The sequence below is a fragment of the Escherichia sp. GZ89 genome (genome assembly GCF_019366485.1).
Taxonomy (GTDB): Bacteria; Pseudomonadota; Gammaproteobacteria; order Enterobacterales; family Enterobacteriaceae; genus Escherichia; species Escherichia fergusonii.
Window position 1 is genome coordinate 18,170 of record NZ_JAEOHX010000001.1, and the last position, 21,107, is coordinate 39,276.

The 21,107-nt window shown below is 47.3% G+C and carries 21 protein-coding genes and 1 pseudogene; 17 read left to right on the top strand and 5 right to left on the bottom strand.

Annotation, left to right across the window (positions count from 1 at the left end; all coding sequences use genetic code 11):
- The first annotated feature begins 124 nt into the window (after positions 1–124).
- The 4 genes from ftsK (at position 125) to serS (ending at position 7,594) form a co-directional block, all read left to right on the top strand.
- Positions 125–4,087, top strand: a complete 3,963-nt coding sequence (gene ftsK, locus K0335_RS00080) for a DNA translocase FtsK (protein ID WP_104919603.1) — start codon at positions 125–127, stop codon at positions 4,085–4,087.
- Between the two features lie 158 nt (positions 4,088–4,245).
- Positions 4,246–4,857 carry an outer membrane lipoprotein chaperone LolA gene (lolA, locus tag K0335_RS00085; protein ID WP_001295343.1) on the top strand — a complete coding sequence of 204 codons (612 nt, stop codon included), beginning with the start codon at positions 4,246–4,248 and terminating at the stop codon, positions 4,855–4,857.
- A 10-nt stretch (positions 4,858–4,867) separates the two neighbouring features.
- Positions 4,868–6,211, top strand: coding sequence for a replication-associated recombination protein RarA (gene rarA / locus K0335_RS00090; protein ID WP_000067755.1), 1,344 nt, complete (start codon positions 4,868–4,870; stop codon positions 6,209–6,211).
- A 90-nt stretch (positions 6,212–6,301) separates the two neighbouring features.
- Positions 6,302–7,594 carry a serine--tRNA ligase gene (serS, locus tag K0335_RS00095; protein WP_000886674.1) on the top strand — a complete coding sequence of 431 codons (1,293 nt, stop codon included), beginning with the start codon at positions 6,302–6,304 and terminating at the stop codon, positions 7,592–7,594.
- Positions 7,595–7,651: 57 nt separating this feature from the next.
- On the opposite strand, the gene ycaC is transcribed toward serS, so the two are convergent.
- Positions 7,652–8,278: an isochorismate family cysteine hydrolase YcaC gene (ycaC, locus tag K0335_RS00100; protein ID WP_000198078.1), complete on the bottom strand. Its 627-nt coding sequence runs from the start codon at positions 8,276–8,278 to the stop codon at positions 7,652–7,654.
- A gap of 312 nt (positions 8,279–8,590) precedes the next feature.
- Between ycaC and K0335_RS00105 the strand changes: the two genes are divergently transcribed.
- Positions 8,591–9,739, top strand: coding sequence for an MFS transporter (locus K0335_RS00105; protein ID WP_000029922.1), 1,149 nt, complete (start codon positions 8,591–8,593; stop codon positions 9,737–9,739).
- A 207-nt stretch (positions 9,740–9,946) separates the two neighbouring features.
- Complete coding sequence (locus tag K0335_RS00110) at positions 9,947–11,377, top strand: amino acid permease (RefSeq protein ID WP_000113474.1); 1,431 nt, start codon at positions 9,947–9,949, stop codon at positions 11,375–11,377.
- A gap of 18 nt (positions 11,378–11,395) precedes the next feature.
- On the opposite strand, the pseudogene K0335_RS00115 reads toward K0335_RS00110, so the two are convergent.
- The 4 genes and pseudogenes from K0335_RS00115 to K0335_RS00130 all read right to left on the bottom strand — a co-directional run.
- Positions 11,396–11,488: pseudogene (locus tag K0335_RS00115) on the bottom strand (LysR family transcriptional regulator); the annotation flags it as partial.
- 98 nt (positions 11,489–11,586) lie between these two features.
- Positions 11,587–12,384 carry a pyruvate formate lyase 1-activating protein gene (gene pflA, locus K0335_RS00120; RefSeq protein WP_000067979.1) on the bottom strand — a complete coding sequence of 266 codons (798 nt, stop codon included), beginning with the start codon at positions 12,382–12,384 and terminating at the stop codon, positions 11,587–11,589.
- Between the two features lie 31 nt (positions 12,385–12,415).
- On the bottom strand, positions 12,416–13,411 hold the full coding sequence (locus K0335_RS00125; protein ID WP_000023391.1) for a tyrosine-type recombinase/integrase: 996 nt from the start codon (positions 13,409–13,411) through the stop codon (positions 12,416–12,418).
- A gap of 93 nt (positions 13,412–13,504) precedes the next feature.
- Positions 13,505–13,804 (bottom strand): helix-turn-helix transcriptional regulator, encoded by a 300-nt coding sequence (locus K0335_RS00130; RefSeq protein WP_001389238.1) that lies wholly within the window; start codon positions 13,802–13,804, stop codon positions 13,505–13,507.
- Positions 13,805–13,897: 93 nt separating this feature from the next.
- Between K0335_RS00130 and K0335_RS00135 the strand changes: the two genes are divergently transcribed.
- The 11 genes from K0335_RS00135 to K0335_RS00185 all read left to right on the top strand — a co-directional run bounded on the left by K0335_RS00135 (position 13,898) and on the right by K0335_RS00185 (position 20,949).
- Positions 13,898–14,269 carry a Cox family DNA-binding protein gene (locus K0335_RS00135; protein ID WP_000390230.1) on the top strand — a complete coding sequence of 124 codons (372 nt, stop codon included), beginning with the start codon at positions 13,898–13,900 and terminating at the stop codon, positions 14,267–14,269.
- A 10-nt stretch (positions 14,270–14,279) separates the two neighbouring features.
- Positions 14,280–14,450, top strand: coding sequence for a hypothetical protein (locus K0335_RS00140; protein ID WP_001005162.1), 171 nt, complete (start codon positions 14,280–14,282; stop codon positions 14,448–14,450).
- Positions 14,447–14,947, top strand: coding sequence for a hypothetical protein (locus tag K0335_RS00145; RefSeq protein ID WP_000217671.1), 501 nt, complete (start codon positions 14,447–14,449; stop codon positions 14,945–14,947). The genes K0335_RS00140 and K0335_RS00145 overlap by 4 nt, the downstream gene beginning before the upstream one ends.
- Before the next feature lie 63 nt (positions 14,948–15,010).
- Positions 15,011–15,223 (top strand): DUF2732 family protein, encoded by a 213-nt coding sequence (locus tag K0335_RS00150; RefSeq protein WP_000557709.1) that lies wholly within the window; start codon positions 15,011–15,013, stop codon positions 15,221–15,223.
- A gap of 14 nt (positions 15,224–15,237) precedes the next feature.
- Positions 15,238–15,483, top strand: a complete 246-nt coding sequence (locus tag K0335_RS00155; protein WP_000185625.1) for a hypothetical protein — start codon at positions 15,238–15,240, stop codon at positions 15,481–15,483.
- Positions 15,480–15,770 carry a DUF5405 family protein gene (locus tag K0335_RS00160; RefSeq protein ID WP_021536410.1) on the top strand — a complete coding sequence of 97 codons (291 nt, stop codon included), beginning with the start codon at positions 15,480–15,482 and terminating at the stop codon, positions 15,768–15,770. Before K0335_RS00155 ends, K0335_RS00160 begins: the two co-directional genes overlap by 4 nt.
- Positions 15,770–15,994, top strand: coding sequence for a TraR/DksA C4-type zinc finger protein (locus K0335_RS00165; protein WP_001113264.1), 225 nt, complete (start codon positions 15,770–15,772; stop codon positions 15,992–15,994). The genes K0335_RS00160 and K0335_RS00165 overlap by 1 nt, the downstream gene beginning before the upstream one ends.
- Positions 15,991–16,269, top strand: a complete 279-nt coding sequence (locus K0335_RS00170) for a DUF5405 family protein (protein ID WP_001600143.1) — start codon at positions 15,991–15,993, stop codon at positions 16,267–16,269. The genes K0335_RS00165 and K0335_RS00170 overlap by 4 nt, the downstream gene beginning before the upstream one ends.
- Positions 16,266–17,273: a phosphoadenosine phosphosulfate reductase family protein gene (locus tag K0335_RS00175; RefSeq protein WP_105288654.1), complete on the top strand. Its 1,008-nt coding sequence runs from the start codon at positions 16,266–16,268 to the stop codon at positions 17,271–17,273. Before K0335_RS00170 ends, K0335_RS00175 begins: the two co-directional genes overlap by 4 nt.
- Positions 17,270–19,543 carry a replication endonuclease gene (locus K0335_RS00180; RefSeq protein WP_219393683.1) on the top strand — a complete coding sequence of 758 codons (2,274 nt, stop codon included), beginning with the start codon at positions 17,270–17,272 and terminating at the stop codon, positions 19,541–19,543. Before K0335_RS00175 ends, K0335_RS00180 begins: the two co-directional genes overlap by 4 nt.
- An 83-nt stretch (positions 19,544–19,626) precedes the next feature.
- Positions 19,627–20,949: a HEPN domain-containing protein gene (locus tag K0335_RS00185; RefSeq protein ID WP_219393684.1), complete on the top strand. Its 1,323-nt coding sequence runs from the start codon at positions 19,627–19,629 to the stop codon at positions 20,947–20,949.
- Positions 20,950–21,107: the final 158 nt, after the last annotated feature.

Genomic DNA, 21,107 nt, shown 5'->3' on the forward strand with positions numbered 1-21,107 from the left:
GTGCAAAATCGGCGTATTTTGATTACACTCCTGTTAATCCATACAGCAACAGTGCCGGGGAAACCCGGTGCTGTTGTCCGTTTTAGCATCGGGCAGGAAAAGCCTGTAACCTGGAGAGCCTTTCTTGAGCCAGGAATACACTGAAGACAAAGAAGTCACATTGACTAAGTTAAGCAGCGGGCGCCGTCTTCTGGAGGCGTTGCTCATTCTTATTGCGCTTTTTGCCGTCTGGCTGATGGCGGCTTTACTCAGTTTCAACCCTTCTGATCCCAGTTGGTCGCAGACCGCCTGGCATGAGCCTATCCATAATCTGGGCGGCGCTCCAGGTGCATGGCTGGCAGACACACTATTCTTTATTTTTGGTGTGATGGCCTACACCATCCCTGTCATTATCGTTGGCGGTTGCTGGTTTGCATGGCGGCATCAGAGTAGTGACGAATATATAGACTACTTTGCTGTATCGTTGCGCATTATAGGTGTGTTGGCCTTAATCCTGACGTCTTGCGGACTTGCAGCAATTAATGCTGATGACATCTGGTATTTTGCCTCCGGTGGTGTGATAGGCAGTTTACTGAGCACCACTTTGAAACCGTTACTGCATAGTAGTGGCGGGACAATCGCATTACTTTGTGTCTGGGCTGCTGGTCTGACGTTATTCACCGGCTGGTCGTGGGTGACTATTGCTGAAAAACTTGGCGGCTGGATATTAAACTTACTCACTTTCGCCAGTAATCGTACCCGTCGTGACGATACCTGGGTCGATGAGGATGAATACGAAGACGACGAAGAATATGAAGATGAAAATCACGGCAAGAAGCATGAATCACGTCGTGCCCGTATTCTTCGTGGTGCATTAGCGCGGCGTAAACGTCTGGCTGATAAATTTATCAACCCGGTTGGACGCCATACTGATGCTGCATTGTTCTCCGGTAAACGGATGGATGATGAAGAAGAAATCACTTATACAGCACGTGGCATAGCAGCTGATCCTGATGATGTGCTCTTTTCTGGCAATCGCGCCACACAACCAGAATATGACGAATACGATCCGTTATTAAATGGTACCCCCATTACTGAACCTGTTGCGCAAGCAGCAGCTGCAACCACTGCAACACAAAGTTTGGCCGCTTCTGTCGAGCCGACTAACCAAATTCCACCCGTTACTGCCACTGGTATTTCACCAGCGCAACCAGGCATTGACTGGCAACCGGTACCAGGATCGCAAACGGGCGAACCGGTGATAGCGACTGCGCCTGACGGTTATCCGCAGCAGCCACAATATGCGCAACCTGCAGTGCACTATAATGAGCCGCCACAGCCCACTGCACCTGTTCAGCAGCCTTTTTATGCGTCCGCCCCCGAACAATCAGTGGCTGAAAATAACTGGCAGGCGGAACCACAAAAATCCGCTTATGCTCCGCATTCAACATATCAGGCAGAGCAAACCTCGCAGGTCGAGCAAAATTATCAGCCTGATGTTGGGCACGTGGCACCACATCCCGATGTAGGGCTTCAGCCTACTAGTGATGAAACAAAACCTTCACGTCCTCCTCTTTACTATTTTGAAGAAGTGGAAGAGAAACGAGCGCGTGAACGAGAGCAACTTGCGGCCTGGTATCAGCCAATTCCTGAACCAGTAAAAGAACCGCAACCGATTAAATCAGCTTCTGTTGCACCTGTGTCATCTTCTGTACTGCCCGTGGAACCTGCAGTTGCGGTCACTTCTCTGGCATCTGGCGTGAAAAAAGCCACGCTGGCGACAGGGGAGGCGGCAACCGTTGCAGCACCCATTTTCAGTCTTGCAAACAGTGGAGCTCCGCGTCCACAGGTTAAAGAAGGGATTGGCCCACAACTACCTCGACCGAAGCGCGTGCGCGTGCCGACAAGGCGTGAGCTGGCATCCTATGGTATTAAACTACCATCACAAAGAGCTGCCGAAGAAAAAGCTCGCGAAGCACAGCGTCGACAGTACGAAGGCAATGAGCAATATAGCGATGACGAAATCGATGCTATGCAGCAGGATGAGTTGGCTCGTCAGTTCGCACAAACGCAACAGCAACGCTATGGCGAACAATACCAACATGATTCTGCTGATAATCAACAAGATGAAGACGTAGCAGCAGAGGCCGAACTGGCTCGCCAGTTTGCTCAAACCCAGCAGCAACGATACTCCGGAGAACAACCCGCCGGAGCGAATCCGTTTACACTTGATGATTTTGAGTTTTCACCAATGAAAGTAATGCTGGATGATGGTCCACATGAGCCATTATTCACGCCGAGCGTAGAGCCAGAACCTGTAGCGCCGCAACAGCAGTACCAGCAGCCACAGCAACCTGTAGCGCAGCAGCAGCAGTACCAACAGCCACAGCAACCTGTAGCGCCGCAACAGCAGTACCAGCAGCCACAGCAACCTGTAGCGCCGCAACAGCAGTACCAGCAGCCACAGCAACCTGTAGCGCCGCAGCAGCAGTACCAGCAGCCACAGCAACTTGTAGCGCCGCAGCAGCAGTATCAACAACCGCAGCAGTCTGTATCACAGCCTCAGGATACACTGCTTCACCCACTATTAATGCGTAATGGTGATAACCGCCCATTGCAAAAACCGACCACACCTTTGCCGTCATTGGATCTTCTGACGCCTCCACCGAGTGAAGTGGAACCTGTTGATACCTTTGCACTGGAGCAGATGGCTCGTCTGGTAGAAGCTCGTCTGGCGGACTTCCGCATTAAAGCCGAGGTGGTGAATTATTCGCCAGGTCCGGTAATTACCCGTTTTGAGCTGAATCTTGCGCCGGGTGTAAAAGCTGCACGTATTTCTAACTTGTCTCGCGATCTTGCCCGTTCATTGTCAACAGTGGCGGTTCGTGTAGTTGAAGTTATTCCAGGCAAACCTTATGTAGGCCTCGAGTTGCCGAATAAGAAACGCCAGACCGTTTATCTGCGTGAAGTGCTGGATAATGCGAAGTTTCTTGATAATCCATCGCCACTGACAGTTGTGTTAGGTAAAGATATCGCTGGTGAGCCGGTTGTTGCTGACCTGGCCAAAATGCCCCATTTGCTGGTAGCTGGTACAACAGGCTCCGGTAAGTCTGTGGGAGTGAACGCCATGATCCTCAGTATGTTGTATAAAGCGCAACCAGAGGATGTCCGTTTCATTATGATTGACCCGAAAATGCTGGAGCTTTCGGTTTATGAAGGTATCCCTCATTTATTAACAGAAGTGGTCACCGATATGAAAGACGCCGCCAATGCTTTACGCTGGTGCGTTAATGAAATGGAGAAACGCTATAAACGCATGTCTGCGCTGGGTGTTCGTAACCTTGCTGGCTACAACGAGAAGATTGCAGAAGCCGCTCAAATGGGGCGTCCAATCCCGGATCCATTCTGGAAACCCGGTGACAGCATGGATGTTGAGCATCCGGTACTGACAAAAGAACCGTATATTGTTGTGCTGGTTGATGAATTTGCCGATCTGATGATGACGGTGGGTAAAAAAGTTGAAGAACTTATTGCACGGTTGGCCCAAAAAGCGCGTGCTGCCGGTATCCACCTTGTTCTGGCAACCCAACGTCCGTCAGTTGATGTAATTACCGGATTGATTAAAGCCAACATTCCGACCCGAATTGCCTTTACCGTTTCCAGTAAGATCGACTCAAGAACTATCCTCGATCAAGCTGGCGCAGAATCATTATTGGGAATGGGCGATATGCTCTACTCGGGGCCTAACTCAACCATACCGGTGCGTGTCCATGGTGCTTTTGTTCGTGATCAGGAAGTTCATGCCGTGGTGCAAGACTGGAAAGCACGTGGTCGCCCACAGTATGTTGATGGCATCACCTCCGACAGTGAAAGCGAAGGTGGCGCGGGTGGTTTCGATGGCGCTGAAGAACTGGATCCGTTGTTCGATCAGGCAGTGCAGTTTGTCACTGAAAAACGCAAAGCGTCAATTTCAGGTGTACAGCGTCAGTTCCGCATTGGTTATAACCGTGCGGCGCGTATTATCGAACAGATGGAAGCGCAGGGGATTGTCAGCGAACAGGGGCACAACGGTAATCGTGAAGTGCTGGCCCCACCGCCGTTTGACTAATTAATGCATCGTAGGCCGGATAAGGCGCGATAGCGTCGCATCCGGCACTCTGGTAACTGAAAATTCAGTATTTTCTTCTTTCCTCAAGCTGATTATTAGCCTGGAATAGAGAGTAGAGGGAGCTCCCGGTCGGGAGTGACGTAATTTGAGGAATAATGATGAAAAAAATTGCCATCACCTGTGCATTACTCTCAAGCTTAGTAGCAAGCAGCGTTTGGGCTGATGCCGCAAGCGATCTGAAAAGCCGTCTGGATAAAGTCAGCAGCTTCCACGCCAGTTTCACACAAAAAGTAACTGACGGTAGCGGCGCGGCGGTGCAGGAAGGTCAGGGCGATCTGTGGGTGAAACGTCCAAATTTATTCAACTGGCATATGACTCAACCTGATGAAAGCATTCTGGTTTCTGACGGTAAAACACTGTGGTTCTATAACCCGTTCGTTGAGCAAGCTACGGCAACCTGGCTGAAAGATGCCACCGGTAATACGCCGTTTATGCTGATTGCCCGCAACCAGTCCAGCGACTGGCAGCAGTACAATATCAAACAGAATGGCGATGACTTTGTCCTGACGCCGAAAGCCAGCAATGGCAATCTGAAGCAGTTCACCATTAACGTGGGACGTGATGGCACAATCCATCAGTTTAGCGCGGTGGAGCAGGACGATCAGCGCAGCAGTTATCAACTGAAATCTCAGCAAAATGGGGCTGTGGATGCAGCGAAATTTACCTTCACCCCGCCGCAAGGCGTCACGGTAGATGATCAACGTAAGTAGAGGCACCTGAGTGAGCAATCTGTCGCTCGATTTTTCGGATAATACTTTTCAACCTCTGGCCGCGCGTATGCGGCCAGAAAATTTAGCACAGTATATCGGCCAGCAACATTTGCTGGCCGCGGGGAAGCCGTTGCCGCGCGCTATCGAAGCCGGGCATTTGCATTCTATGATCCTCTGGGGGCCGCCGGGTACTGGCAAAACAACCCTCGCTGAAGTGATTGCCCGCTATGCGAACGCTGATGTGGAACGTATTTCTGCCGTTACCTCTGGCGTGAAAGAGATTCGCGAGGCGATCGAGCGCGCTCGGCAAAACCGCAATGCTGGTCGCCGCACTATTCTTTTTGTTGACGAAGTTCACCGTTTCAACAAAAGCCAGCAGGATGCATTCCTGCCACATATTGAAGACGGTACCATCACTTTTATTGGCGCAACCACTGAAAACCCGTCGTTTGAACTTAACTCGGCACTGCTTTCCCGTGCCCGTGTCTATCTGCTGAAATCCTTGAGTACAGAGGATATTGAGCAAGTACTAACTCAGGCCATGGAAGACAAAACCCGTGGCTATGGTGGTCAGGATATTGTTCTGCCAGATGAAACACGACGCGCCATTGCTGAACTGGTGAATGGCGACGCGCGCCGGGCGTTGAATACGCTGGAAATGATGGCGGATATGGCCGAAGTCGATGATAGCGGTAAGCGGGTCCTCAAGCCTGAATTACTGACCGAAATCGCCGGTGAACGTAGCGCCCGCTTTGATAACAAAGGCGATCGCTTTTACGATCTCATTTCCGCACTGCATAAGTCGGTACGTGGTAGCGCACCCGATGCAGCGCTGTATTGGTATGCGCGAATTATTACCGCCGGTGGCGATCCGTTATATGTCGCGCGTCGCTGTCTGGCGATAGCGTCGGAAGATGTGGGTAATGCTGACCCACGAGCGATGCAGGTGGCAATTGCGGCCTGGGATTGCTTTACGCGAGTTGGTCCGGCGGAAGGTGAACGCGCCATTGCTCAGGCGATTGTTTACCTGGCCTGCGCGCCAAAAAGCAACGCTGTCTACACTGCGTTTAAAGCCGCGCTGGCCGATGCTCGCGAACGTCCGGATTATGACGTACCGGTTCATTTGCGCAATGCGCCGACCAAACTGATGAAGGAAATGGGCTACGGTCAGGAATATCGTTATGCTCATGATGAAGCAAACGCTTATGCTGCCGGTGAGGTTTACTTCCCGCCGGAAATAGCACAAACACGCTATTATTTCCCTACAAACAGGGGCCTTGAAGGCAAGATTGGCGAAAAGCTCGCCTGGCTGGCTGAACAGGATCAAAATAGCCCCATAAAACGCTACCGTTAATGTTATCGTTGCGGTAATGTTGTTACTGTTTCTCTGTGGCCGCAGGCTGTGGCCACATCTCCCATTTAATTCGATAAGCACAGGATAAGCATGCTCGATCCCAATCTGCTGCGTAATGAGCCAGACGCAGTCGCTGAAAAACTGGCACGCCGGGGCTTTAAGCTGGATGTAGATAAGTTGGGCGCTCTTGAGGAGCGTCGTAAAGTATTGCAGGTCAAAACGGAAAACCTGCAAGCGGAGCGTAACTCCCGATCGAAATCCATTGGCCAGGCGAAAGCGCGGGGGGAAGATATCGAGCCTTTACGTCTGGAAGTGAACAAACTGGGCGAAGAGCTGGATGCAGCAAAAGCCGAGCTGGATGCTTTACAGGCTGAAATTCGCGATATCGCGCTGACAATCCCTAACCTGCCTGCAGATGAAGTGCCGGTAGGTAAAGATGAAAATGACAACGTTGAAGTCAGCCGCTGGGGTACCCCGCGTGAGTTTGACTTCGAAGTTCGTGACCACGTGACGCTGGGTGAAATGCACTCTGGCCTGGACTTTGCAGCCGCAGTTAAGCTGACCGGTTCGCGCTTTGTGGTGATGAAAGGGCAGATTGCTCGTATGCACCGCGCACTGGCGCAGTTTATGCTAGATCTGCATACCGAACAGCACGGTTATAGTGAAAACTATGTTCCGTATCTGGTTAACCAGGACACGCTGTACGGTACAGGGCAGTTGCCGAAGTTTGCTGGCGATCTGTTCCATACTCGTCCGCTGGAAGAAGAAGCAGATACCAGTAACTACGCACTGATCCCAACGGCAGAAGTTCCGCTGACTAACCTGGTACGCGGTGAAATCATTGATGAAGATGATCTGCCAATTAAGATGACCGCCCACACCCCATGCTTCCGTTCTGAAGCCGGTTCATATGGTCGTGACACCCGTGGTCTGATCCGTATGCACCAGTTCGACAAAGTTGAAATGGTGCAGATCGTTCGCCCGGAAGACTCAATGGCGGCGCTGGAAGAGATGACCGGTCATGCGGAAAAAGTCCTGCAGTTGCTGGGCCTGCCGTACCGTAAAATCATTCTTTGCACCGGCGACATGGGCTTTGGCGCTTGCAAAACTTACGACCTGGAAGTATGGATCCCGGCACAGAACACCTACCGCGAGATCTCTTCCTGCTCCAACGTTTGGGATTTCCAGGCGCGTCGTATGCAGGCACGTTGCCGTAGCAAGTCGGACAAGAAAACCCGTCTGGTTCATACCCTGAACGGTTCTGGTCTGGCTGTTGGTCGTACGCTGGTTGCGGTAATGGAAAACTATCAGCAGGCTGATGGTCGTATCGAAGTACCGGAAGTTTTACGCCCGTACATGAACGGCCTTGAATATATCGGTTAATTAACAGCTAACGCTGATCTGAAAGCTGGTTACTTGCAAGGAAGTAACCAGCTTTTTTTATTTCTGTTTCGTTAAGGTGTCGTAACTCGTCATCAGATTACGATAGTCAGGAATATGATTTGAGAACAGTGTCGCCAGCCCCTCAATATCGTTTCTCCAGTCGCGGTGCAACTCGCAGGCGACGCCAAACCATGTCATTAATTGCGCTCCTGCTTGCGACATACGATCCCATGCCGAATGGCGTGTGATCTCGTTAAATGTGCCTGAAGCATCGGTCACCACGAAGACATCAAAACCTTCTTCTATGGCTGAAAGTGCCGGGAAAGCAACACATACTTCAGTTACTACACCTGCAATGATCAACTGCTTTTTACCCGTAGCTTTTACGGCTTTGACAAAATCTTCATTATCCCAGGCATTGATATTGCCAGGACGGGCAATATAAGGCGCATCCGGGAACTGTGCCTTAAGTTCGGGAACCAGTGGACCATTGGGACCTGTTTCGAAACTGGTAGTGAGAATGGTGGGGAGTTTGAAATATTTTGCTAAATCGCCTAATGCCAGAACATTATTTTTGAATTTGTCAGGCTCAATATCCCTGACAAGTGACAATAATCCAGCTTGATGATCAACTAATAGTACCGCAGCGTCATTTTTATCGAGACGAACATAGGGCCTGGTCATTCATTTCTCCTGTAAGAGTTTGCCTGTCACCTGAAATATTTCAGGTGACTTGTTTTCATCAAAAAGCATAGACGGGAAAATAGGTGTTGCTGCCTCGATGAAATTTTTCGACTGTACGAAACGTAAGGACGTTGAGATAGATCAAATAAAACAATTACCTGAATTCATAGTTACCATGACTTTTTGTTTTAAGAATCAGAATTACAAATCGAAACCGTAAAAAATGCGCTTTGCTAATATTTCGATGATTGACATTGGTTTTAGCAGTGGCATGATGCGCATGAAATTTGAAATTCCTCACGGTTTTTATCCATGTCTATCTATACCCGGCCTGTCATGCTTTTGCTGTCTGGCCTGCTTTTGTTGACCCTGGCGATAGCGGTATTGAACACGCTTGTACCGCTATGGCTTGCTCATGAACATCTACCGACATGGCAGGTTGGTATGGTCAGCTCATCTTATTTCACTGGTAATCTGGTGGGCACATTGTTGACAGGGTATTTGATCAAACGCCTCGGATTTAACCGTAGTTACTACCTTGCATCTTTGGTTTTTGCTGCGGGATGTCTGGGCCTGGGCTTAATGATTGGCTTCTGGAGTTGGATGGCCTGGCGTTTTGTTGCGGGCGTTGGTTGTGCCATGATTTGGGTGGTGGTTGAAAGCGCTCTGATGTGCAGTGGTACATCGCGCAATCGTGGCCGTCTGCTCGCTGCATATATGATGATCTATTATGTGGGAACGTTTCTGGGGCAGTTGCTGGTTAGTAAAGTTTCTACCGAACTAATGAATGTTTTGCCCTGGGTTACAGCTCTGATTCTGGCTGGAATTCTGCCTCTGTTATTTACTCGTATCCTGAGTCAGCAAACTGAATCTCGGAAAACAACATCTATTACCTCAATGCTGAAACTACGCCAGGCGCGATTAGGTGTTAATGGCTGTATTATTTCCGGCATAGTGCTTGGCTCTTTATACGGGTTGATGCCACTTTATCTGAACCATCAGGGAATTAGTAATTCCAACATTGGTTTTTGGATGGCGGTGTTAGTGAGTGCTGGAATTGTAGGACAGTGGCCAATTGGTCGCCTGGCTGATAAATTTGGCCGGTTGTTAGTTTTGCGTGTTCAGATTTTTGTGGTGATTTTGGGAAGCATTGCCATGCTTACACATACAGCAATGGCTCCTGCATTATTTATCCTCGGCGCTGCTGGGTTTACACTTTACCCTGTCGCTATGGCCTGGTCTTGCGAAAAAGTTTCGCAAGACCAATTAGTTGCTATGAATCAGGCATTGCTTTTGAGTTACACAATCGGCAGTTTGCTGGGGCCGTCATTTACCGCGATGTTAATGCAGCATTATTCCGATAATCTGTTATTTATTATGATTGCCAGCGTATCATTTATTTACCTGCTCATGTTACTTCGTAATGCCAGACATACCTCAAATCCTGTGGCACACGTGTAAGGTTAATCTGACAGAGTATGATCATGATTTTTCATACTCTGTATATGTATTTTCTCTTCGTAACTTGATTTATCTGAAGTTTTTTCTCTAAGAAATAAATTGTGCAGTAGGTTATATTTTTGCATTTCACTATTTCCGTCTCTTTCTTTTATCGCGCATAATCCCCGGATTTTCCAATAGCATTCAATTTTTAGCGAAGGATTGTTTATGGCGCGTAATGGGCAGGAAAAACAGTTGCGATGGTACAATATTGCATTGATGTCATTTATTACAGTCTGGGGATTTGGCAATGTTGTTAATAATTATGCAAACCAGGGATTAGTGGTAGTTTTCTCATGGTTGTTTATATTTATCCTTTATTTTACTCCGTATGCTCTTATTGTCGGACAACTGGGTTCAACGTTTAAAGATGGGAAGGGCGGAGTTAGCACCTGGATTAAGCATACTATGGGGCCAGGACTGGCTTATCTTGCCGCATGGACCTATTGGGTGGTGCATATTCCTTACCTGGCACAAAAACCTCAAACAATTCTGATTGCTCTTGGTTGGGCCGTGAAAGGTGACGGTTCACTAATTAAAGAATACTCGGTGGTAGTATTACAGGGGCTAACATTGGTATTGTTTGTCTTCTTTATGTGGGTCGCATCGCGCGGTATGAAATCGCTGAAAACCGTCGGTTCGATTGCGGGAATCGCGATGTTTGTAATGTCGCTGTTATATGTGGCGATGGCAGTAGCTGCACCGGCTATAACTGAAGTTCATATTGCGACCACTAATATTACCTCGGAAACGTTTATTCCTCATATAGATTTCACCTACATAACGACTATTTCGATGTTAGTTTTTGCAGTGGGCGGTGCTGAGAAGATTTCTCCTTACGTTAATCAAACGTGTAATCCGGGAAAAGAGTTTCCAAAAGGGATGCTATGTTTAGCAGCAATGGTTGCGGTGTGTGCAATTCTGGGATCGCTGGCGATGGGGATGATGTTTGACTCGCGGCATATTCCGGATGATTTAATGACCAATGGGCAGTATTATGCCTTCCAGAAATTGGGAGAGTATTACAATATGGGTAATTCCTTAATGGTCATTTACGCCATTGCCAATACCCTTGGGCATGTTGCTGCACTGGTATTCTCAATTGATGCGCCACTGAAAGTCTTACTAGGGGATGCAGACAGGAAATATATTCCTGCAAGATTGTGCCGTACAAATGATTCAGGAACACCAGTTAACGGGTATATTTTGACGCTGGTGTTAGTGGCGATCCTGATAATGCTGCCAACGCTGGGTATTGGTGATATGAATAATCTCTACAAATGGTTGTTGAATCTTAACTCGGTAGTGATGCCACTGCGTTATTTGTGGGTGTTTGTTGCATTTATTGCAGTCGTTCGCCTGGCGCAGAAATATAAACCAGAGTATGTCTTTATTCGTAATAGATGGCTGGCGATGACCGTCGGGATTTGGTGTTTTGCCTTTACCGCTTTTGCCTGTTTGACGGGGATCTTCCCGAAAATGGAAGCCTTCACTACCGAGTGGACTTTCCAGCTGGCGCTGAACATTGCAACACCGTTTGTGCTGGTAGGATTAGGGCTGATATTCCCGTTGTTGGCGCGTAAAGCGAATAGTGAATAATCGTTGTGGTCAGTTCTGCTAAGTCGGGCAGAGCTGACCCGTTTTTACATAATCGAGAAATGCACGCAAGCCGCAGGACATATACTGGCGGTTTGGGTAATAGATCTGGAAGCTATGCTGTAAGGGCGCAAGAAATAGAGCCCTGAATTATTTATGCAGTGCGGAATAACAAAGCGGCGACTCAATAAAGTTGCCGCTTTACCGGGAAATTAGAACATTACCTTATGGCCATATTGCTCAAGAATGCCTTTCACGCGTTCCATGGTCTCTTTTTTCGGTGGTTTCACGCCGTCGAGTTTGTACTCTTCACCCATTGCCACCCATTTGTGTTTGCCCAGCTCGTGGTAGGGGAGAAGCTCGATTTTCTCGACGTTGCCCATATCGCGGGTAAATTCACCCAGACGATGGGCAGAATCATCATCATCAGACCAGCCAGGGACAACAACGTAGCGGATCCAAACCTTCACATTTTTGTTCGCCAGATATTTGGCGAACTCCAGCGTGCGGTGGTTGGAAACTCCAACCAGATTTTGGTGGATCTCGTCGTTCATCTGTTTGAGATCGAGCATCACCAGGTCGGTTACTTCCAGCAGTTCATCAATCACCGGATCGTAACGACGAACAAAACCGTTGGTGTCCAGACAGGTATGAATACCTTCTTTTTTGCAGGCGCGGAACCAGTCACGAACAAACTCGGCTTGCAGGATTGCCTCGCCGCCGGACGCGGTAACACCACCGCCAGATGCATTCATAAAGTGGCGATAGGTCACCACCTCTTTCATTAAATCTTCAACGGTAACTTCTTTACCACCATGCGTGTCCCAAGTGTCGCGGTTATGACAATACAGGCAGCGCATCAGGCAGCCCTGGAAAAAAGTAATAAAGCGAATACCTGGGCCGTCTACGGTTCCACAGGATTCAAAGGAGTGAATGCGACCAATAACTGACTTGGTAGCCCCCGCCGTAGCGGTATTTTCTGTTGTATTACAATTAGTTAAATTACTCATATCGCTTCAATTGGCTCTAGTTAACTCTGGTTTATGGACGCATTATGGACATTCCTGACACCGGGTTAAGAGTCACTGCATCTTGTAAGAAATCCGGTGCAAAGTGTGCGTAGGTCATAGTTTGCTGAATGTTAGAATGACCCAGGATGCGCTGCAATGTGATTATGTTACCTCCATTCATTATAAAATGTGTGGCAAATGTATGCCTCAAAACATGCACTGCCTGTCCGTCAGGTAAATCGGGTTTTACTTCCCTGAGAGCGTTACGCACTTTGTAGTAACTGGCATTAAAAAGCCTGCCTGAATTTTTGGTCTTGATCCGTTTAATCAGGTCCTGCGAAACGGGAATTGTCCTGCGCTTTCCGTTTTTAGTTTTCATAAACGTAACCATCTGGTTAATGATGTGTTCAGCTTTTAAATTAGACACTTCACTCCAGCGTCCACCAGTAGAAAGGCAGACCAGAGTCGCATTTAATTCATCACCATCAAGCATGGATAACAGCCGCGTAATCTCTTCACTGGACAAAAAAGCCATTTCTGTAACAGCTTCACGTAACCGCTTAACCTCACGGAACGGGTTGTGAGAGTGGTATTCACCGGCGTCAATTAACTTGGTGAACATCCCGCTCATTATTGCCAGATGCCGATTTACGCTGGCTGGTTTTAGACCATCGTTCATCATTACAACGCGATAATCAGTTATCGTTTTCTTTGTTAGCTGGTCAGCTCTGGACACTCCCATTTCTGCAAATTTGGCGATTATTGTCGTTAAACGCCCCCGTTCAATATCTCCACGCTCATGTGATTTTCCGTGATATATCCACCATCTGCCTAACAACTCTGTAAGAGTTCGGCGGTCGGCTGGTTTCTCCAGCCACTCTTTGTTGTGGTAGTTAACCAGTACATGACGTTCGAATGCTTGAGCTTCACCTTTAGTTTTAAATTTCCGCCTGATACGTTTTCCATCTGCACCCTGCGGTCTGACGTCCACTTCATAACGACCATCATCGAGCTTTTTAATAGACATAAAGCCCTCCGATGACGCTATTTACTTCTACTACTTGAAAATTAATGCAATTTTCTTTCGTACATTTACTACACACATATGCTGAATAAATCGTCAGCCAGTTTTCTGGTCTGAGTGGTGCAAGGTTGTTGAGTCTTGCCCAATGTGTGCGAGAGCCGGGGCTATTTGTCCAGCTGCTGGATCTGTTTCATCAAACATGAACCAGTCACGATACTTGCGAAAGCGTGGATGCTTAAACAGCTTCATACCTGCTTCCATAGGCATTTTTGATTTTCCTGATTCATATCCATGATATGTGTAGTAATTAATTCCAATTAATTCAGCAAGTTCCTTAGTTTTAAGGCGTTCGGATTCACGGATGAGCTTTAGTTTTTCACTTTGTTCACTTGACATAATTTTGCTAATCTCCAATTATATTGTTACTTGGCAATTTGTGATTCACTCAAAAAGGCTCTAGATGGCTCCAGTTGGTGAATCACAAATCTTATGGAGGATAGCAAAGTGACGACAAATGTAGAAATTTCTTGTCCAACTAGCGATGAGGCAAGTTTCGAAAATGAAGCCAAACGTAAAAGCATTCAGATTTCAGAGCGCCCATCTGATTTGCTGTCGAAAGAAGGTTTTGCTCTTTACATCGGTAAGACACCACGCGCGGTGGCTGAAATGGCTAAAGCAGGAAAGCTGCCAGCCTTCTACATGACAGACCCATTAAAACCAAGAGGGAAAGCTGAATTATGGATTAATCGCCGTGAGTGGGACAAGTACGCAGCCCAACTGGTTGATGAAGCTCCGACAGAATGGCATGACTGGAAAAATCGCATTAGTTACAGCAAATCAAGACATGGCCGTGCGGCTTAAGGTGGAAAGGATGAACGAGCCTCGTTGTATTGCTCAGTTACTGCGTAACGAAAGCCCCAGGGCGATTGACTTCACCATCACCCACGGTAAGGGGCGTAAGGGAATCATTATCCGCACCAAAAAACAGAGTCCGTTAAAAAAGGCTCTGACCTTTCTGAAAAGCCGGAGGGTCTGGAAATGACAGTGATGACGCTCAATCTCGTTGAAAAACAGCCAGCAGCTATGCGCCGGATAATTGGTAAGCATCTGGCCGTCCCTCGCTGGCAGGATACATGTGATTATTATAATCAGATGATGGAGCGCGAACGGTTAACGGTTTGCTTCCATGCTCAGTTAAAACAGCGTCACGCAACGATGCGTTTTGAAGAAATGAACGACGTCGAACGTGAACGACTGGTATGTGCAATTGATGAATTGCGTGGGGCATTCTCAAAACGCCGTCAGGTTGGCGCGAGTGAGTATGCATATATTAGTTTTTTAACAGTCAGTCAGCGTCGCACTTTATTTATGCACGCACGACTGACAGAAAAAGAATTTAACCAGCCATACTGGCGAATTAATGAAGAATCATGTTACTGGCGTGATGCTTTATTCCGTGCATTACGTGAATTATTCAGCCTGTTTGAGTATGCACCGACAATTCTGACGTCGGTAAAACCAGAGCAATATCTGCATTAAATAATTAACCAGAGTTTTTAACGCACTTAATCGTGCGGGGATTCTTTTTGCCTGGAGAAAGTCATGCATACAGTTTCTGAAAATCAGTGCGGTAAATACGCATTAATGCTGCAACAGGCCAGAACCGAAGCACAGGCCGATGCAGCAACGCGCTTTTCGTCTCATCTTGATGCCATGATTCGCCACATCACAAAGGCGGAGTTATCCCGCGTGGAGATAGTCGAGTTGCTCAGTCAGGAGTCTGCCAAATTCCATAATCTAGGACTCAATAAATAACAGGAAAGTTGGAGATGACAAATACAAAATGGTTCAGGAAACGCTTAACAGATTATCAACTTTCATTACTTAAAAAATTAGATGACAAGACTCCACTACATCCTTCAAGCGATGTCTTCCGCTCCTGTCCTAGTCGTGTGGAAAAAGCATTTATAGCAATGGGGAAATGGGGGCTTGTGACCAAATCAAGAGAAGGTTTCTGTATTACCGATAATGGCCGGGAAATGATTGATTCTGCGGAGAGGGCATATAGCGAATGAAAAATATATTGCTTAATAACTGGCTGAAGATTTCAGTTATGAAAAATGGTGATTTGTCGCTAGCTGATATTAAACGCGATAAAAACACTGGGGATATGGTGGAATCAACTATAGCCATTTATGCGGATAAATTAAATCTCCTGTCTGATGTGGTCAATTTACTTGTTAAACGCGCTGTATTTCACAAGCAAATTTCCTCCGTGGATGAACTGACGAAATTAACGACAGAAATCGCCAGCTATTGCGCTGATGAATTTAAAAAACTGAACGACAAAAGGAACTGGTAATGCCGGACAACGTAGATTTTATTCAGGAACAACAGGCTGAATTACTGGAGCGCCAGATTAACGCGGCAAGGGTAAAACATTGCGGTGCTTCTGCGCTGGTTTGCGAAGAGTGTGACGCGCCAATACCTGCTGCCCGTCGTGCGGCTTATCCGTCAGCCACGCGTTGTGTTTCCTGTCAGTCAGTCTTTGAAGCAAAAAACAAACATTACCGGAGAACGGCATGAGTATTCGTATTGAAATTGGCGAACGTTATGTCGTTACCAGTGACAGCTTTCAGTTTATTCTCCACGAGAAAAAGAGAGCGGAAAGCGGTAAAAACGCCGGTCAGGAATGGCTGGCGGTGGTTGGTTATTACCCGAAATTAAGCCAGCTCGTTTCCGGCCTGATGCATCACGATATTCTGACCGGAAGCGCAAAATCTTTTGCCGATTTAAACGCGCAGGTTGAGCAACTCAGCAAGCGTTGTTCAGAGGCGTTCTCCAGAGGAGCGTCTGAATGATTACTGATGCACGTTGCCATACTGAAAATACCATCAATGTTATTTTTGTTTCAGGTGGAAAGGACAGCCTTGCTCAGTGGCTTGTCGCTATTGAAGAAAATGTACCCATATTGCCGGTTTTTGCTGATACGGGACATGAACATCCACAGACAATGAAATATCTGGATTATCTGGAAAAACGGCTTGGCCCAATTAAAAGAGTCAGAGCTGATTTTTCCTGCCGGATTGAATCAAAGCGCAAGTTTATCCAGACCAAATGGCCTGATTTGTTGGTTAACGATTGTGGAATGTCGGAAGAAGAAGCACGCCAGCGCATCAGTTGTGCGCTGGAAATTCTCAAACCAACGGGTATCCCGTTTCTTGATTTGTGTCTGTGGAAGGGGCGTTTCCCATCAACCAAAGCCAGATTTTGCACATTTGAACTGAAACATGAGCCCGTGCGTTCTCAGGTAATATTGCCTTTACTCAATGAATTTGAGGAAGTGATTAGCTGGCAGGGAGTGCGTGCTCAGGAATCGCCATCACGCGCTGCTTTACCTGTCTGGGAAGAGGATGCAGACAACACCCCCGGATTGCATGTATATCGCCCGATTTTGCACTGGAAGCATGAAGATGTATTTGCAATAGCCAGAAGACATGACATTAAGCCAAATCCGTTATATCAGCAGGGGTGTGGCCGTGTTGGTTGTATGCCATGTATTCATGTCCGTAAATCTGAACTGGCAGAAATTTTTCGCCGGTGGCCGGAGGAAATAAAACGGGTTGCTGAATGGGAACGACTGGTTGCGTCGTGCTCCCGTCGGGGAAATTCCACTTTTTTCCCATCCACACATGATCCGCTACGCGCAGAACGTCGTATTGAGATTGTAACAGTCGAGGCATACGGAATAGAAACCTACCATGACTGGACAATGACAACGCGTGGGGGTACTCAGTTTGATTTACTGGCTTCGGCGAATGATAAAGCCGTTTGCAGTAGTGTCTATGCCGGTGTATGTGAATGAGTCATTCTTTCCAGGAGCAATACACCGGCGTAACTACGTCAGCATTTGCCGCAGGCACCGGTAAGGCGTTTACCGGTGCTTATGCATGGAACGCGCCACGCGAGGCTGTCGGGCGCGAAAGACCCCTTACACGTGACGAGATGCGTCAGGTGCAAGGTGTTTTATCCACGATTAACCGCCTGCCTTACTTTTTGCGCTCGCTGTTTACTTCACGCTATGACTACATCCGGCACAATAAAAGCCCGGTGCACGGGTTTTATTTCCTCACATCCACTTTTCAGCGTCGTTTATGGCCGCGCATTGAGCGTGTGAATCAGCGCCATGAAATGAACACCGACGCGTCGTTACTGTTTCTGGCAGAGCGTGACCACTATGCGCGCCTGCCGGGAATGAATGACAAGGAGCTGAAAAAGTTTGCTGCCCGTATCTCATCGCAGCTTTTCATGATGTATGAGGAACTCAGCGATGCCTGGGTGGATGCGCATGGCGAAAAAGAATCGCTGTTTACGGATGAGGCGCAGGCTCACCTCTATGGTCATGTTGCTGGCGCTGCACGTGCTTTCAATATTTCCCCTCTCTACTGGAAAAAATACCGTAAAGGGCAGATGACCACGAGGCAGGCATATTCTGCCATTGCCCGTCTGTTTAACGATGAGTGGTGGACTCATCAGCTTAAAGGCCAGCGTATGCGCTGGCATGAAGCGTTACTGATAGCTGTCGGGGAGGTCAATAAAGACCGTTCTCCTTATGCCAGTAAACACGCCATTCGTGATGTGCGTGCGCGCCGCCAGGCAAATCTGGAATTTCTTAAATCGTGTGACCTTGAAAACAGGGAAACCGGCGAGCGCATCGACCTTATCAGTAAGGTGATGGGCAGTATTTCTAATCCTGAAATTCGCCGGATGGAGCTGATGAACACCATTGCCGGTATTGAGCGTTACGCCGCCGCAGAGGGTGATGTGGGGATGTTTATCACGCTGACCGCGCCGTCAAAGTATCACCCGACTCGTCAGGTCAGAAAAGGCGAAAGTAAAACCGTTCAGCTTAATCACGGCTGGAACGATGAGGCATTTAATCCAAAGGATGCGCAGCGTTATCTCTGCCGCATCTGGAGCCTGATGCGCACGGCATTCAAGGATAATGATTTACAGGTCTACGGTTTGCGTGTCGTCGAGCCACACCACGACGGAACGCCGCACTGGCATATGATGCTTTTTTGTAATCCACGCCAGCGTAACCAGATTATCGAAATCATGCGTCGCTATGCGCTCAAAGAGGATGGTGACGAAAGAGGAGCCGCGCGAAACCGTTTTCAGGCAAAGCACCTTAACCGGGGCGGTGCTGCGGGATATATCGCGAAATACATTTCAAAAAATATCGACGGCTATGCACTGGATGGTCAGCTCGATAACGATACCGGCAGACCGCTGAAAGATACTGCGGCGGCTGTTACCGCATGGGCGTCAACGTGGCGCATCCCGCAATTTAAAACGGTTGGCCTGCCGACAATGGGAGCTTACCGTGAGCTACGTAAATTGCCTCGCGGCGTCAGCATTGCTGATGAATTTGACGAACGCGTGGAGGCTGCACGCGCCGCCGCAGACAGTGGCGATTTTGCGCTGTATATCAGCGCGCAGGGTGGGGCAAATGTCCCGCGCGATTGTCAGACTGTCAGGGTCGCCCGTAGCCCGTCGGATGACGTGAACGAGTACGAGGAAGAAGTCGAGAGAGTGGTCGGCATTTACGCGCCGCATCTCGGCGCGCGTCATATTCATATCACCAGAACGACGGACTGGCGCATTGTGCCGAAAGTGCCGGTCGTTGAGCCTTTGACTTTAAAAAGCGGCATCGCCGCGCCTCGGAGTCCTGTCAATAACTGTGGAAAGCTCACCGGTGATGATACTTCGTTACCGGCTCCCACACCTTCTGAACACGCCGCAGCAGTGCTTAATCTGGTTGATGACGGTGTTATCGAATGGAATGACACGGAGGTCGTGAGGGCGCTCAGGGGCGCATTAAAACACGACCTGAGAACACCAAACCGTCAGCAAAGAAACGGAAGCCCGTTAAAACCACATGAAATTGCACCATCGGCCAGATTGACCCGGTCTGAACGATTGCAAATCACCCGTATCCGTGTTGACCTTGCTCAGAACGGTATCAGGCCGCAGCGATGGGAGCTTGAGGCGTTGGCGCGCGGGGCAACAGTAATTTATGAAGGTGAGCGGTTTAGTTATGCTGTAAAAGACGATTGGGTGATGTTTTCTTAAACTGATGGCATCATGATACATTAACAAATCTGAAGCAATACTTTAGTAGTCGTGTATTAATAACTTATAAGGAATTATTATCGATGAGTGCGTTAAGGGATGAAGTATCTATGAAGGTTGCGTTCTCTAATGGCATGATAAACAAATTATGCAAAAGTTTTTTTTATAGTCATGGTAAGGAGCAGCCTTGTATTCAAGTCGGTAAAGCATTAGAAGATTTTGTTTTTTGGCTTGCATATAATGATGAGGAGATTGCAAAATGTGCTAGCAGGTTATTAAAAGCATATGGTCCCCAATTAGGTATAAGTGACCTTCACAATGCGAAAAGATTATTGTTAGGTTTTTGTTCTGAAGCCTTCAATCGCATTGATGCTGATTTTCTGTCGCTTAATCCTGATAAGATTTGTGTTGATGATATTATAACGCAAGTTCATAGAAAAAATCTTAGTGAGATGTTTAAGTATTATATACGTTCACGAATAAAATCCTGTCCATATATTTATAATCTTGGGTGTGCTGGCTTTGATGGGAAGCTTGAGCTTAGAGAAAATTTATTTTTATATGGCCCGGGGCTAGGGGTGGAATTACTTTCTGATATTAAAGACAAAACTGACATCAAGATTCCTGTTGATTTTTATGATGATGAATATATGCGGCATAAACCAATTGGGAAATATTTTCGACAGTCAAAATCCTGCTTGGTGGTGGCATATGCTTCATCAGAGGATAAAGCGGTGAAAATGTTTGATAGTTTGTTTGGAGCTTTATGTCTTGCAGTTGATAATCCTTTTGTGATTAATCGAGTTGCTGTTAATAATCTAGTTGAGTCTTTTGGTGTCGGGAAATATCATGAAAGTGAGTTTCGAGTGAATATTCCGTCTGTATATAATTTAAATATAACGGATTCAGCCTTGGCGATACTTACAAAAATACTTTCATCACCTGATAAAAGGATGTTGTCTGCTCTTTCCTTTATAGCGCACGGGTGGAGGGATGACAAACGTGAAAGGTTTTTGAATCAATTTATAGCATTGGATGCTATGTATGGAACCAATAATGGTAATAAAAATTCAATTATTGGCGGTGTTTGCAGAGATGCGGCGAAAATTATTGATATTGATTCAAAAATAGGAATAATCTATGAGCTTAGGTGTAAGTTTGTTCATGGAGATATTTCATCGTTATCTGATAATGATGGCTATCGAAAGTTTATTGATAGCTATGGCGTGGACCCTATTGTTTCTCTTTTTGAAATTCTTAAAGAATGCGTCCTTAATTATAATGGTACTTACAAAACGCCAAAAGATGTTGGAAAGGCAGATAGGTCTATTTGCGTTCCTGCTGAGTTGCTTCCAGCGGTTGAGAGGATGATAGCTGAATACAGTGGAGTTAAAAAAACAAACTAAAGATGTTCTTTTTAGCCTCGCCTGCATTAGGTGCATAAATTTGCATTCATTTTCAAATATATCTTTTGACAGCGAGCACCAGAACAGGCGCTTGCCGGGGGGATGATGCACCTGCATTAAAACCGCCCCATGAAGCGGGCGGGCGAGGCGGGGAAAGC